General features: G+C 37.3%; 11 protein-coding genes. 1 reads left to right on the forward strand and 10 read right to left on the reverse strand.

Annotated elements, in window-relative coordinates; translation table 11 throughout:
- Positions 1–169 precede the first annotated feature (169 nt).
- A complete protein-coding gene (locus tag MKX96_RS14240; RefSeq protein WP_340884447.1) occupies positions 170–655 on the reverse strand; it encodes a hypothetical protein in 486 nt (161 codons plus the stop codon).
- Between the two features lie 370 nt (positions 656–1,025).
- Here MKX96_RS14240 and MKX96_RS14245 point away from each other — a divergent pair, with 370 nt between their 5' ends.
- A complete protein-coding gene (locus MKX96_RS14245) occupies positions 1,026–2,213 on the forward strand; it encodes an MFS transporter (RefSeq protein WP_340884450.1) in 1,188 nt (395 codons plus the stop codon).
- 47 nt (positions 2,214–2,260) lie between these two features.
- Here MKX96_RS14245 and MKX96_RS14250 read toward each other — a convergent pair whose 3' ends face one another.
- The 9 genes from MKX96_RS14250 to MKX96_RS14290 are packed head-to-tail and all read right to left on the reverse strand — an operon-like array spanning position 2,261 to position 15,066.
- A complete protein-coding gene (locus tag MKX96_RS14250; protein ID WP_340884452.1) occupies positions 2,261–4,858 on the reverse strand; it encodes a VWA domain-containing protein in 2,598 nt (865 codons plus the stop codon).
- A complete protein-coding gene (locus MKX96_RS14255) occupies positions 4,842–6,602 on the reverse strand; it encodes a vWA domain-containing protein (protein ID WP_340884453.1) in 1,761 nt (586 codons plus the stop codon). The genes MKX96_RS14250 and MKX96_RS14255 overlap by 17 nt, the downstream gene beginning before the upstream one ends.
- Before the next feature lie 11 nt (positions 6,603–6,613).
- The gene (locus MKX96_RS14260; protein WP_340884456.1) at positions 6,614–7,489 is read right to left on the reverse strand and encodes a DUF58 domain-containing protein; all 876 of its coding nucleotides are present in this window, start codon (positions 7,487–7,489) and stop codon (positions 6,614–6,616) included.
- Complete coding sequence (locus tag MKX96_RS14265; RefSeq protein WP_340884459.1) at positions 7,486–8,478, reverse strand: AAA family ATPase; 993 nt, start codon at positions 8,476–8,478, stop codon at positions 7,486–7,488. The genes MKX96_RS14260 and MKX96_RS14265 overlap by 4 nt, the downstream gene beginning before the upstream one ends.
- 11 nt (positions 8,479–8,489) lie before the next feature.
- Positions 8,490–9,944 carry a hypothetical protein gene (locus MKX96_RS14270; protein ID WP_340884461.1) on the reverse strand — a complete coding sequence of 485 codons (1,455 nt, stop codon included), beginning with the start codon at positions 9,942–9,944 and terminating at the stop codon, positions 8,490–8,492.
- Positions 9,945–9,956: 12 nt separating this feature from the next.
- Positions 9,957–10,805 (reverse strand): ABC transporter permease, encoded by an 849-nt coding sequence (locus tag MKX96_RS14275; protein WP_340884463.1) that lies wholly within the window; start codon positions 10,803–10,805, stop codon positions 9,957–9,959.
- A 1-nt stretch (position 10,806) separates the two neighbouring features.
- Entirely contained in the window at positions 10,807–11,736 is a 930-nt protein-coding gene (locus tag MKX96_RS14280) for an ABC transporter ATP-binding protein (protein ID WP_340884465.1), read from the reverse strand.
- Positions 11,736–14,132 (reverse strand): hypothetical protein, encoded by a 2,397-nt coding sequence (locus MKX96_RS14285; protein WP_340884469.1) that lies wholly within the window; start codon positions 14,130–14,132, stop codon positions 11,736–11,738. Before MKX96_RS14285 ends, MKX96_RS14280 begins: the two co-directional genes overlap by 1 nt.
- 58 nt (positions 14,133–14,190) lie before the next feature.
- The gene (locus MKX96_RS14290; protein ID WP_340884473.1) at positions 14,191–15,066 is read right to left on the reverse strand and encodes a LysR family transcriptional regulator; all 876 of its coding nucleotides are present in this window, start codon (positions 15,064–15,066) and stop codon (positions 14,191–14,193) included.
- Positions 15,067–15,104 lie beyond the last annotated feature (38 nt).

Consider the following 15,104-nt stretch of genomic DNA (forward strand, 5'->3'; position numbering starts at 1 on the left):
TAAAAAAAACGTGAAATCTGCAACTTGATTTCGCGTTTTTACTTTTTTATGCAATAGCCAAGCGATGAGGAGATGGAAGACGTGCCCAGAGAAAGCGTCCGTCATAACGGAAAACTACTACATTTTATTTCGAGGATTGTTACGTCTGACCCTCTTTTTTTGAAATTAACTACTTTTTACGCACCTTGTTTTCTAAATATATAACATTATTACTTCGTACAACTTGAAAAACTAAATCATCCTTCGAATTAATCACAGAAGCAGAGGATAGTTCCGTTCTATTTTCTTGCGTAAAATAGATACCATAACCATTGTTCTCAGGGTACCCATATAAATAACAAACTACTTTTCCATCCTTTAGAAACACAATTTGGTTCATACCTTCATTTATCGTCTCCCTAATTTTATCCCACTTATATCCAACTGTTTCGTAGATCGTGTCATTTGTTGTATAGGGGTCAAAAGCATAAGCTACATCCCATTCAAATGGCGTTAACTCGTTAAAATTTATATTTTCTACAGATTCCTCTATAGACAACGCTTCTTCTTTCAATAAATTTTCATTACTCTCCCATAAGTCCTCCATGAATAGATCCACTAAAACAAAAATAGATACAATAACAATAGCAACGATTACTACTATTTTTTTTCTCATACAAACAACTACCTCCTCTCACTTATAATCTTTCTACCCAGTAACATTATCCACAATCTTACAAATGATTTTAACATAATTATCCACCACTAATGTCCTTCGAATGGAATCTGTTACAAACAATCATAAATAATCAAACAACCTTTTTTTTACAATGATTTATTATAGGACTAACCCTACTTCGAAAGCGGCCTCTATATATGCTTAAACCTCATATTTCATTAATGCTTTATATTATTATTATTTATTTTACACAGTACTCTAATTGAAAAAAATTGTATAATTTTTCGGGACACGAAAGTATGTATTAATGAGAAAATATGATATTATCGATAGATGAATAATAGTACGAGAGAAAGCAGGAGTCATTATGACAGAGAAAAGAAATAAATTTGCATTATATATTCTGATGTTCAATATGTTTATTGTAATGTCAGGGATAGGAATTGTTATTCCAGTAATGCCTTCTTATTTAGAAACTTTTGGAGTTGCTGGGCAAGCCTTAGGTTTTATTATCGCATCCTATGCCTTAGGACAATTTATATTTTCCCCATTAGCGGGTGAACTATCTGACAAACATGGAAGAAAAAAAATGATTATTATTGGCTTGATCATCTTCGCTGTTTCACAATTATGGTTTGGGATAGCTACTCAAGAATGGATGCTCTATATTGCAAGATTTATGGGTGGAGTTGGAGGAGCGTTTTTAGTACCTGCAACGATGGCCTTTGTCGCTGACATAACAAGTTATGAAGAACGTGGGAAAGGTATGGGGTTCATTGGAGCTTCCATGTCACTAGGCTTTATGATTGGGCCGGCTATTGGAGGATTTTTAGCAGGAGTTAGTTTATCCTTTCCATTTTACATGGCAGCGGTAGTTTCTTTTCTTTCCGCAATAGTATCCTTGATCATTTTGCCTGATATTAAAAATGTAATAACTGATTTAAATCCAGCTATAAAAAAACGTGAAAATATTCTTTCTCAAATGAAAAGCTCGATTTATACACCTTACTTTATGATGTTATTTATCATTTTTGTATTTTCTTTTGGAATCGCTAACTTCCAGGCAACCTTTTCTTTATATGTAGATCACAAATACGATTATAGTCCGCAAAGAATAGCTGCTATTTTAACGGTAGGTGGATTTGTGGGAGTAGTTATTCAAACAGTTGTCATTGATCGCTTATTTAAACGTTTTGGTGAATTAAACGTTATTCTTGTCAACTTAGTTGTGGGAGCCGTCTCATTAGTTCTATTCTTTTTAGTAGACTCCTTTTGGCTTATCTTATTTTTAGCAACAGTCTTCTCGATTGCTACTACATTGATTAGACCAGCTGTTAATACTATCGTTTCTAAGCTTGCTGGCAATGAGCAGGGGTTTGCTGCTGGTATGAATAATGCTTATATGAGTTTAGGCAATATGATTGGCCCTGCACTTGCTGGTATATTATTTGACGTAAATATTAACATACCATTTTTAGTAGGTGCTGTAATTTTACTTTGCACTTGGGTCATTACACTTGTTTGGGTTAAAAGGAAGAAACCTGTCATTCTATGATAAAAGCGCAACGGAGGATACAAGCCTCTGTTGCGCTTTTTTACGTTTTATCGTTTTTTCTTTTCTCTCACTAGCTTTTCCATATTACTTGACTTTGTTGTAGTGGAAGGGGTAATTACTTTTTTAGGTTTCTTAAATGGTAAAATTAGCTGTTTAAATCCAAATCTCCTGATTGTTATATCGATAAAGAAAAGGATTATCGATATTAATATTAACATCTGTCTAATAGGCTGTTTTTCGGAGCTAGTGACATCCATATCTCGAAACGCCTCTGCTGGTTCACTTAAAAGTTCTCCACCAGTTCTGTTTGTTATAAGCTGTAGTTTTTGGACATCTGGCTGTTGGACCTTATATTCTTCACTATAGGGAATAGATATTCCAGCTTGATAGACAGCGTCCTGTTCATTGGAAACTCGGAAAAATACAAGTCCTGGCTCGCTCTCAACCGTGACACGTGATTTTCCAGGCGCCAATGGCTCTGAACTTACTTCTAGCTCTTCCCCTTTTTCATTGACCGCTGCCACTTCTATAAAGGATGATTTTCCAGATGGGTCTGTTACCGTATAGCTTCCATCACTTGCTTTTTGAATCGTATATGGCACTTCACTATAGGATGGGAGCATTCTAGAGACTGCTGTGTTCCAAAAATCTCCCCAATTATTCCAACGAGCAAAATCACCACTCCAGGCACCAGTAGAATCAGAAGTAAAGGCAAGTGTTCTTCCCAAACCATACATCCATTCAGCTAAAACTGGATCTTCCTTCTCACTTTGTGCAATAACATTTGCAGTTTGTTTTGCAGTGGTTGCAATATATGCATTCATCTGTGGAACTCCTTCCACAAACAAACTAGACCAGGTCGGGTCTCCATAAATAGTAGGATAAAACGGATTATCCTCTATATAGGTTCTGGAGATGATCGCCGTTTCAGTAGACATAATCGCTGGAATGGTAGATTCATCCTGTACTTCATAAAATGTTCCGCCTCCCATTTCAGCAAGGCTTTCTAATAAAGCACGATCTGCATCCTGACCAACCGCTACAGTGGAAACAGTTATATTGTTCTCTTTTCCATCTTCTATTAAAGTTTGATAGTCATTAGAAGAGCTTGATTGGCCATCTGTCAGTAAGATGATATGTTTTCGTTGTAGCTTCAATGGTTGTAACTGCTCGTATGCTTGCGCAAGGCTTGAATATATCTCAGTTCCTCCCCCGGCGCCTACAGAAAGGATCTTTTCAACCGCGTCTTCCCTGTCTGTAAGTGGCTCTGTCTCAATGATTTGCCATGGTCGATCATCAAAGGCTATGAAGCCTAAATAATCATCGTCTCTTAGCATTTCTACCGAACGAGCAGCTGCCTCTTTTGCATACTCCATTTTAGAGCCAGCCATACTTCCTGACCTATCCATCACTATAATAAGTCCTAAGGAAGGTAATTGTTGCTTCCCCTTCACTTCCATCTCAACGGGTAATAACTTTTCTATAGGTGTTTTAAAATATCCACCTAGTCCAAAGCTATTTTGTCCACCAACCATCATAAATCCAGTACCGAAATTTTTGACTGCCTGTTCGATGACGTTCATTTTTTGCTCTCCAACAAGATGCCCTGGAACATTATCAAAAATAATTGCATCATAGGCTAGATAATTTGATAAATCATATGGTAAGGAACTTGCAGAGATAACATCTGTAGTAATTGCCTCTTGGTCAATTACTTGAGTAATATTAGTTGTAGCATCCTCATTGGTGACAATCAGCAATCTTGGAGAGCTCTCTACATTCGTAACACTCGTAAGCTTATTATTCTCGATTAGGGCATCCCCTTGAACTATCACCTGTACGTCATATTTCAATAGACCTTCACCCTTAGACGTGTTCCGGAATGTAAAACTATTGGAGCCCTGTTCCAAGGATACTTGTTCTCTAGATAATAATTCATCGTTTTGATAAAGTAATAGCTCTGCATTAGTTGCCTTGGTAGCCTCTAACTCCACATTTAGCTGCTGTTGTTCTCCTTCAAAGGCTACAGGTGGAGTCTCAAAAGTAGTAATCGCTACATCCTCCGATGATATTCTCTCAAGCTCCACCACATCAACAGTTACATTACTACCTGTCATTTTCATGAGTTCGTCTGCCACCGATCCACTTGTTTCAATTCCATCGGTAAAGAGAACAATTCGTGTAGCTTTGTTGGGATCAATTATTCCAGTAGATAATTGCAATGCTTTAGCTATATCTGTATTACCAGGTAAATCCATTGGACTCAATACAGGAAGCTTTATATCCTCATTCGTTAATGCTATCTCTGACTGAAAATTTTCAGCGAAAGAATAAACTCCAACTAGATGCTTGTCTGTTTGAGCATCTAAGCTTTTTTCAATCCACTCAGAAACCTGTTGTTCCGTACCTTGAACGGAGGCAGAACGATCAATAAGGAAAACTACCTGTTCCTCTTTGATCGGCATTAATAGATAAGGATTCGTAAGACCAAGTATTAAACAAAGAATAGCAAGCAAGCGGATAAAGAACACTACAAGACCTTCCTTCTTCCAGTGCTTTCTGTCTTTATTCCAAATCCATATAAAATAAATAAGAATAGGTAGTGATATTAATAGCAATAGTGGTTGATCAACTCGTAAATCCACGACGTCTTTGCACCTCCCACTCAATAACAAACAACAAGAGCAATACAACAATTAAAAATGGAACTAGCGAAAATTGTTCATGATTCTCGGATTGCTTATCTGTTTTCTGAGCTCCAATGGAATAAGAAGCTCCTTTGGAAATTTCTTTTTCTTTTTGTGATAACGCTACCGTAAAGTATTTTTCTTTTTCACCTGAACGTATGACATACACACCGGGCTCCTTTGGTGCCATAAAGGCTCCTCCATTTTCAATAGAATATAAATAAGAATCCTCCATCGTATATATTTCCCATTCGTTCGTCGTACTGCCTAACGATTGAGGTTTTCTTTCATTTGGAGTAAATGTTCCTAAATATAGATTACTATTGGATAGCTGTTCTTTGACGCTCCACATAAATAATGGAAAGGAAGGACTTAATGGCCAATCAGTCATTTGTATATCGGAAAGCACGACTACATCGCCTTTGGGTGATACCTGTATAAAGGGCTTATTATCGACTGTTGCAATTGTAGAATAGCCATCTACTCCTGGGTATACACTGCTCACATAAATATCCGATAAATCAGCAAAAGAAAATAACGGGTGCTCCACAGTTTGAACATTACCGTTCACTTCGATTGGCGTCACATCATTTCTTCCAATAAATAAGGCTGGTCTTTCCATTTGATTTATCAAACCAAACTGATTGGTAGCGAGAATACCTTCTTCTTTTACTAAGCTTACCTGCTCTGATGGTATACTGCTCATTTCAATCCCTAGTGATTGAAATGCTGTACGAACCAATGTATGTAGCGAGCTATCTATGTAAATCTTAGAAAGCTGGTCTTGCATAAATACAACCATTTCATTATCTAGGAGATAATCATCAGAAACATCAATAGTAGCTTTAAGAAAGCTTGCCTCCTCCAACTCATTAAAAGAAAGAGTCACCGTTTCTCTAGGTGGCAAAATAACCGCTTCTTTTATAACATCCTTCTCTCCATTCGATACTTTTAAAGAGACATTTTGTTCTTCGTTCGTTTGATTGTCAATTTGGACCAATGCTGAAGTTCCGTTTTTCATCTTAGTAGCCCCAAAACGTTTAATGGATATATTATCCACTTCTACTGGCTGTCCAATAACATTCCAGCTGACATTTTCATAGTGCAGTGGTAATGTCTGTCGATCAAGCATGTCCGTGAATACATAAACCGAAGTATCTTTCGTTTGAAAAAAAGATTGAGCAAAATCTAGTGTTTTGGAAAATGCCTCATCATCATATGTCACTTCTAATTTATTTATTTCATTTTTTATATGATTTATATTTGTTTCTTGTTTTAATACAGCAGTTGGTTCATTTCCTGTAGTAATAAGGGTGAATGGCTTACCAGATAACTGCTCAATCATATCAAGCATTTCTTGTTTATGAAGGTCAAATAAATTAGCATTATTAATATTTACTTCCATACTAGCGGATGTATCTAAGACAAAGATAACCTGCTCTCCCGCAAGTGCTTCTTTTTTCCAATAAGGCTGAATCAGTGCAAGAACAAGTAAAATCATTGCTAACATCTGAAGATAAAATAAGGCGTTTTTTTGAAGGTGCTGTAAATAAGGAGAGGCTCTCGTTTCTTTCATTACTTCCTCCCAAAAAAGCGTAGATGAAACGGATTGTTTCTTGTATTTTTTTCGGAAGAAATAATAAAGGAGAACAACTACTGGAAATATTGCTGTCCATAAATATGGTAATTGACTAAAACCCAAATGTACTCACCTCACTGCACCCAATTTGCTCTTAGTAATTGATGAAATAGGACATGAGAAATGCCCTCATCTGCATTGACCTGTATTAGTTTGATACCGAATTTACTACATAACTTTTCCAAAGCAAGTTGATGCAGCTTTCTTTCCTCATTGTAAGAATCTATTACTCTGGAAGACATAGATATATTTAATTGTTGAGCGGTTTCTACATCCTCCAACTGCATGTCACCAGAAAAAGAAGGGGTTAACTCATCATTCGTAACAATTTGTAACAGTCGTATATCACCCGCAAAGCGAGGTAGTTTTTGTATAAGAGTTCTTAAATGCTCTATGTCCTCCAAGCAATCCGTAATAAGGAATAATACAGTACTGTCTTTTGGCAGAAAGGAGATTGCATTTTTAGCAAAGGAATCTGCCATGGAGGGCGGATTCAAATCGGTTATTACTTGTGCAAAAGCTTTACGGTAGGTTGCCCCTTTTCTTCTAAAAAGAGGAACTTTTTCATTTGAAACCATGGAAAAGGTAAGTCGATCATCTCTTTGAAGTACAAGGATACCTAGGGAAGCTGCTAATTGCCTAGCAAAATTCCACTTTACTTTTTCTCCCATCGATTTTGAGGAGTCTAGTAGAATATGTACTCTCATTTCCTGTTCATCTAAAAAACGTTTGATAAAATACTTATCTGTTCTAGCATAAACATTCCAGTCAATTTGACGAACATCATCTCCAGGCGTGTATTCCCTGAAATCAGAGAAGTCTAGAGAAGCGCCGAATCTTTGGGAGCGATGAGACCCTTTATGCTGTCCACGTAGTTTAGATTTGGTTGCTATAGACAATCGACTTAGTTTTCCAGCCCAGTCTTTTGGGATCAAGTAATCCTTACTCATACACTTTGTCCTTGCTTCACTGTTTGTAAAATAATTTCTATTAAATCATCCGTACTTTTACCTTCTGCTTCCCCCTCATAGTTAAGCAACAAACGATGTCTTAGTACAGGCTTTACTACGGTTTTAATATCTGCTATCGAAACGTGATAACGTCCTGAAACCAAGGCTCTTGCTTTTGCTAGTTTAATAAGGCTTTGCAAACCACGAGGGCCGCTTCCATATTGAACATATTGCTGAACTTCTGGGACGACAGAAGATTCCGGGTGAGTAGCTGCAATAAGATCAACTGCATACTCTAACATGTCATCCGCAATCAATACTTCCTTAACCATTTGTTGAGCAATAATCAGATCTTCTGCATTCATTACTTTGTTCAAACGAATGTCTTGGCTTCCCGTAGTTCTCTTTGTAATTTCTATTAACTCTTCTTTAGTTGGATAGGAAACAATTATCTTACATAAAAATCGGTCCATTTGTGCTTCTGGCAATGGATAAGTCCCTTCCATTTCAATCGGATTTTGTGTTGCTAATACAAAAAATGGTCGATCCATCTTCTTTGTGTCTCCGAGGACCGTAACAGTTTTCTCTCCCATCGCCTCTAAGAGGGCACTTTGAGTTTTAGGAGTTGCACGATTTATTTCATCTGCCAAAACCATCTGACTGAATATAGGTCCTTTTTGAAAACTAAATTGTTGTTTACCACTCTCTAATCGTTCAATCATACTAGTCCCGGTAATATCGGATGGCATGAGGTCAGGGGTAAACTGAATACGTGAAAAGGAAAGGTCAAGTACCTCAGAAACTGTACGGATAAGCATAGTCTTCCCAAGTCCTGGCAATCCCTCTAAAAGTGCATGGCCATCTGCTAAAACACAATAAATAGAAAATTCTACTGCCTCTTTTTGGCCAACAATAAATTGACCAATTTCCTGGCGTACCGTTTCTAAACGTTTACTCATATTGATATAGTCTTCAGTTGTTAACTCCATAGTTTCCTCCATTAATCGTTATTTTCTACGGATGAGAAATAATCCTGAACAATCCTCTGCAAATCACTAGGCAACTGCATTCTGTCCGAACTCTTTAAATAGGAGTCCGTGTATTCATTGATGACTTCCTCGTAAGATTTAACCGTACCTCTAGTTGTCGGCGCTTCTGCGGGTTCTTCACTAGAAGAGTCACCCTCGCCAAGGCTTCCACTGTCCACACTCGTATCTCCAGTACCACCTATTCTAGATGGAATAGAAAGGAGGTCCCTTCCTCCAGAACCCTTACCAGCTCCTTGCCCTCCTGAACCTTGACCCTGGCCTTGACCCTGGCCTTGGCCTTGGCCTTGTCCTTGCCCTTGACCCTGTCCTTGGCCTTGGCCTTGGCCTTGACCTTGACCTTGGCCTTGGCCTTGACCTTGACCTTGACCCTGACCTTGACCTTGACCCTGTCCTTGACCCTGTCCTTGTCCTTGACCCTGTCCTTGGCCTTGGCCTTGACCTTGCTGTCCTTGGCCTTGCTGTCCTTGGCCTTGCTGTCCTTGGCCTTGCTGGTTATTGTTACTGTTATTATTTGAATTTGTATTACCTTGTGCTACATTGTTCGAGGAAAATGGAAGCTTTTTCCCCATTTTACTTAGAGTAGAGTGGGCAGATGCTGAACTTTTTGCCAATGCGCTGTTGGACTCCTTTAAGGAAGCAAGCTCTTTTAGCTCTTCCTCATTCAATGCGGAGCCCTCTGATCCATCTGAGTTAGCCATATCTTTCTTTTCCTCTAATTTTTGTTCCTTAAGAGCAAGCTCCTTTTGTTTTTTTATAAGCTCTCTCAATGCTTCTTCAGCAAGTTCTGTATCCTTCAATGATTCCCTTAATTCCTCTAAATCTTTTTTTACTGCCTTAGATAAATCTTTTTTCTCTAGTTTCTCTACTTCCTTCTTTATTTCACTTATTATTTGTTTTTCTTGTTCAATATCTTTTGCCTCTAATTGAGTAATCGCTGGAAAGGTGTATAACAAAAGAATCGCTGCACATGAGATTATAAACCCGACCATCCATTTTACTTCAAAATAATTCTTTTTTCTTTTTTTAAATGCCTCAAAAGCTGCTCCCCCACTAGTTTCAGCTTTGCGCAAAATACCTTGAGCGAGGGGGTTTTTATTGTGCATAAATGACACGGCAGTCATTAGAACATTATCTGGGAAATATGCATCTAACTGTTGAAGAGCAATTTCTTTCTTCGGCCTTTTCCAAAATGCCCATCCTAATAAAGTGACAAAAACAATAATGGCTAATGACCAGGCATAAATTGTGTAATATGGTAAGACAAATAAGCGAGAAATTAGTAAAATCACAGCAACAGAAAGAAATGCGTAAAATAGTGCTCCTTGGAGCATTTTAAAATAGTGCTCAATTGCTAGGCTATATCTAGCTTTTTTAATCCACTGAATCAATCTGTTTCTGTCCTCCATTTACAATCCTCCTCACTTAGATTTTTTCATATTAACTCGTAACTTTTTGACTGCTATAAAGATTGTTAGAACCGTTAGTAAAACGTAAAAAATAGCATATCCCGCCCATATCGGAAAATCTATATTCGTTGTTTGGCCGATAAAGCTCTCCGAACTGGACATTGTTAAATTTAACATAAGGACAACCGGATTAATCGTTGCAAAAAAATGAGCTATTGGCTGAGGAGTAGTTGCAAGTGCTCCCGTAGCCATACTGTTCATACCAGTAAGGACTAGATAAATAAATCCAGTTACCCCAGCTAAAAAAATCATTGTCCCGTAGGTAGCAATCATAGAAACAATCGTCTTCCTAATAATTGTGGAATACATAATGCCTATACCGCCAATTGCCATCATGGTTAAGAAAAAGAATAAAAAGATTAGCCCAAGCTGTCCTGGTGATACCCCACCAAAAAGGAACACAAAGCTATATACAGGTAAGCCTGCCACTAACAATAACAATAAGAAAGCAATGGATGAAGAAAGCTTTCCTATAATAATTTGAAAAGAAGTTTGAGACGTTGTTAACAATATATTCAAGGTTTGTTTCTCACGCTCTGAGCTAATTGCTCCAGCTGTTAGACCAGGTGTGATGAAAAGAATAAGACCGAGCTGAATATAGGTAAGCATCACAAACATAAAGAAGCTTTCTTCTGGTCTAAAATATCCTGTGCCTGTAAAAGATGTTGTTAATAGTATAAAACCAAACACAAAAATAGACATGGCAATAAGATAAAACAAAATACCTGTGAAGCTTTTCAGAGAGCGAAAGCGAAGTTTTATCTCTTTGATAAGTACTGGATTATTTAAAGCTTGTTTCAACTTACTTCGCCCCCTTCGTAATTTCCATAAATACGTCTTCTAAATCTGTTTCTGTTTCTGCAAAAGATATAATTTTTAGGTGTTGCTCTACTGCTTTTTTAAGTAAATTAATCTGATCTTCTTCCGTTCCCCTATAGTTAAACCTAATAACGTTTCTCACAGGGTCGCTCTCTACTTTAGAAGCAAAAGGATCCTCTTCAAAGAAGGTTGCTACATTTTCAAGTAAACCTTTTACTTTAACGGTTATATGTCTCTCGCCAGCAAGCTGTGCTTGAATTTCCTGAACAGAACCGTGCGCAATCAGTTTACCTCCATCTATCACTCCAATTTCGTCACACATTTCAGCTAGCTCCGGTAATATATGAGAAGAAATTAGAATAGTTTTTCCCATTTCCTTCAACTGTCTTAATATATCTCTCATTTCAATACGTGCACGTGGATCTAGGCCAGATGCTGGTTCATCTAATATCAATACCTTTGGATCATGGATCAATGCCCTTGCTAAGCACAAACGTTGTTTCATCCCACGAGAAAGGAGATCTACATATTCATATCGTTTATGTGTTAGATTCACTAATTCTAATAACTGGGGTATTAAAACAGCCCTCTCTGCTTCTGGAATACCGTAAGAAGCTCCATAGAAGTCTAAATACTCATTTGCCTTCAGTTGATCATAGACACCAAAAAAGTCAGGCATGTAGCCGATTTGTTTTCTTACCTCATGAGGCTCCGTCTTAACACTTTTTCCATTGACGAACGCTTCACCGGAGGTAGGCTGCAACAATGTAGCTAAAATAGAGAAAGTCGTAGATTTGCCGGCACCATTTGCCCCGACAAATCCAAAAACAGTTCCCTCTTGTAAGGTTAAATTTAAATCATTTAAAGCATAAAAAGAGCCATACTTTTTGGTTAATCCCTTAATCTCGATCATTACTTAACCTCCCCTTTCATCCGAACCTCTGGAAGTCGTGTATAAGAATTTCCGTCTATAGAATCCTTCGTCAATTTATATATAATTACTCCATCTTGGTTAATATAATCGGAAATATTTTCTTTTATCGTAAATCTGCTTTCATCAACTGGTTCATATGTTTCGGATTTATTATTCCATAGCTCGATCGTTTGTGAGTTGCGATCCGTATTCGCAATTTGCAATTGTGTATAAGTCACGCCTTCTACTGATAAAGTTTCTGGTAGCTTCCATGACGTAATATATTCTCCGTCATCTAAATACCACTCAAAGTTACTATTCTCCATTGGCTCCATGTATTTTCCGTATGCATTTGTTTCAACATTAACCGTAAAGCTAGTGGAAGGAAGTGTAAAATCTCCTGATATAATTGTCTCTGCCTCAAATGGTTGTATTAATAAATGAAGTGCAGACATTTCTACCTTTTTATCTTTAAGCTCGATTGGTATTACATTATCTTCTACAAATGCAGTAATAGCAGGTTTGGTTGTCTGTTGCTCAATAGTTTTACTTGTTGCATACAGTGACTTTTTACGTTGAGTTATTAAATCGTCTTGATTTCCAGCATTTTGGCCATAGCTGCCCCCACTATTAATATAAGGGTTGGAGGTTGGACTTAGCATAATGGATCCTATATCCTTATTTACAGCCATTTGTTCACCAGGTTCTAAATCTCCCAGTTTTATTATCTTGGAACCCGACCATATAGAAACTTCTTTAAGGGTAAAAGGGAAGCTATTCGTTATAGTACCTGATAGTTTACTTGCCTCTACTCGAAGATCCGAATCTATTTTACCTATATCTGGAATAAATGTTTCTCCATAAAATGAAGAAACGGACCAATAACCAAGGTCGCGGTAGGTTAGTTCTGAGCTTGAAGCACTCTTTTCAAGTATTACGTTTTCATGAATATTAACTACATCGCCTGTAAAGGAGTTGTATTCTCGACTTGCTACCATAGAAGTACTAGTTGGAGACGTAAAAGCAAATTCTCCACCTTTATTACTCAAAATAGATTCCGCATAGTACCCACTAAGGCTGCTATCTTCATTTACATATAAAAATGAAGATTGCTGAACTTGTGGTCTGGCAATGCGATCCTTTGCTCCATAACCAAATATGGCAGCAGAAGTTATAATAGCAAGAAGCGGAATAATTCCCCAAGCGTATTCTCTTTTATCTTTTCTTTTCAATATAAAGTACAGTAAAGGTCCCACTAAAAGCATATAAACAATTACAATTCCTATCATCAAAGGAGTTGAGACTTTAAAAGAAGCAAAAAGTGAATTCGTATTACCAATTTCATGTACTAATTGATCCTTCACGTTATATCCATACATATAGTTAGTAGCCTGCGTTTTTAAAGGGTTCAGAATTTTTTTCATTAACTCTGGATACGCTTCGTCTTTTGCTAGAGGCGCATCACCTAAAGAAAAGCTTGTTTGTATAATTGCACCTTTGCCCAACTTTTTTTGACCAGCAAGTAATGTACCATCTAAATTGATCAAAGGCTGTGCACCTTCAGTTAGAGTTGCTTCATAAACTGTTAAATCATTTGTTAATAACTTTTCTCCAGTAATAGAGCTAACAGTTTCAGGTGAAAGACTTTTTGTGGTCGATTGCAAATTGAACGGTAAGTGTTCTGCTAATAATCCAAGTTCTGCGGACGTATTATCGGAGGCCCCAGCAAGGATATATCCCCCTGAACTAACATAATCAACTAAAGCCTGTTGCTGACTATTAGATAGGTCAGCTAAAACATATTCATCTATGAATATGTAATCTGCCATTTGCCATGCTATACCTTCAGTAGGATAGCTGAAATCACTTAGTTGACTCAAATGGATTACCTGACTATTCGATTGCTTTAAACCATTTAAAACAGTTAAACGGTCGGCACTGTTAGTCATTGTCAAATAAAAGGTCGAGGATGGGTCCATAAAATTTGCCTTTAAATTCTTGGAGCCTTTATATTCAATGGATTTTCCTTTTTTCCAGCCGCCTTCATAAAAATGTACAAGCTGAATATTGGAGTTAGAGTATAAATAATCGTCACTTAACCCCGAAGAGGCAATTTGAACTGTCTTTGTTTCGTTAGCACCAATTTCAAATGGAATTGCCTGCCCATTCCCTAAACTATAGGATTCGAACATATCAAGCACGATATCCCCTGAAAAAGCATCACCTGAATTTTCTACAGTGATGGTTATAGGAAGGCCCTCTCCATACTTTGCCTTTCCGTCAAAACCTAGAGTAGTCTTGACCTTTAAGCTTGGAGCTGCTAAGGCATCTAATGGTTGTATACAAAAAATGATAAAAAGTGCTACGATCGCCCAAGCAAACTTACGTATCTGCATATTATTTCCCTCCTATTATGTATATCTTTTAGTACGTTTCTCACCCAAAAAAGTTCCTTTAGTGGAATTTCTTCGCATGCTCATTCACAATTTTTACAAATGCCTCAACTTGTGGAAGTTCGAATGAGCTGTCATACCCTATTAACCAAGTATCCCTTGTAAGTTCAAACTCTTCTTCATTATTAGTTAACGGAATCTTGTTTACATCCTCATGACCTGTCAGTGTGATGGAAGGCAAAATAGCATACCCAATACCATTTAAAGCCATCTGCTTACATGTTTCAATTTGATCTACAATAATTTGACGCTTCGGATTAACAGAAAAGTGTTTTTGCCACCATTGCTGAATTTCTTGATAATAATTCGAATCACTTTTAAATTGGATAAAAGGCTTTTCCGTTGTTAAAACTTCATCAATGTTTGTCATTTCTTTATCCACTAAATAAAGAGTATCTCTAAATAAATGTATTTTGCTCCCTTTCCAATCTGTTTGTCCACGTACAATACCTATTTGGGCTTCTCCATCGTAAATAGCCTTCACTATTTCTGAACTCCAACCGGTTAACAAAGAAACCTTAGCCTCTGGATACGTTTGGACAAAATCCTTTAATACCTTTGGGAGCCAATTTTGACCTACTATAGAGGCACATGCAATTTTTAATGTTCCATGCACCTTAGAGCTTAAAGATTGAATGGTCTCAAAAAGTTCTTCTCTTTGCTGGAGTATACTGTTAGCAAATTCAATAACAAGTTCTCCCTCAGGAGTTGCTGTTAAACCCTTTTGAGATCTTAAAAATAATTTTGTTTGCCATTCCTTTTCAATTGTTTGCAGACGTAAGGATAAGGCTGGTTGAGAAAGAAAAAGTCGCTCTGCGGCCTTACGCATATTTTGTTCTTCAGCTAATGTTTTGATAATAAGATAATCTGAATTCATTTATTGCCCCTCTTTCTTTAAGTTTGGTTACTATTTCA

Origin of the sequence: Psychrobacillus sp. FSL W7-1493 (assembly GCF_038004905.1) — a bacterium.
Taxonomy (GTDB): domain Bacteria; phylum Bacillota; class Bacilli; order Bacillales_A; family Planococcaceae; genus Psychrobacillus.

What these genes read in the sequence shown, in the direction of transcription:
- MKX96_RS14240 (WP_340884447.1), bottom strand. Translation starts at nt 655, where the DNA reads ATGAGAAAAAAAATAGTAGTAATCGTTGCTATTGTTATTGTATCTATT.
- MKX96_RS14245 (WP_340884450.1), top strand. Translation starts at nt 1,026, where the DNA reads ATGACAGAGAAAAGAAATAAATTTGCATTATATATTCTGATGTTCAAT.
- MKX96_RS14260 (WP_340884456.1), bottom strand. Translation starts at nt 7,489, where the DNA reads ATGAGTAAGGATTACTTGATCCCAAAAGACTGGGCTGGAAAACTAAGT.
- MKX96_RS14265 (WP_340884459.1), bottom strand. Translation starts at nt 8,478, where the DNA reads ATGGAGTTAACAACTGAAGACTATATCAATATGAGTAAACGTTTAGAA.
- MKX96_RS14270 (WP_340884461.1), bottom strand. Translation starts at nt 9,944, where the DNA reads ATGGAGGACAGAAACAGATTGATTCAGTGGATTAAAAAAGCTAGATAT.
- MKX96_RS14280 (WP_340884465.1), bottom strand. Translation starts at nt 11,736, where the DNA reads ATGATCGAGATTAAGGGATTAACCAAAAAGTATGGCTCTTTTTATGCT.
- MKX96_RS14285 (WP_340884469.1), bottom strand. Translation starts at nt 14,132, where the DNA reads ATGCAGATACGTAAGTTTGCTTGGGCGATCGTAGCACTTTTTATCATT.
- MKX96_RS14290 (WP_340884473.1), bottom strand. Translation starts at nt 15,066, where the DNA reads ATGAATTCAGATTATCTTATTATCAAAACATTAGCTGAAGAACAAAAT.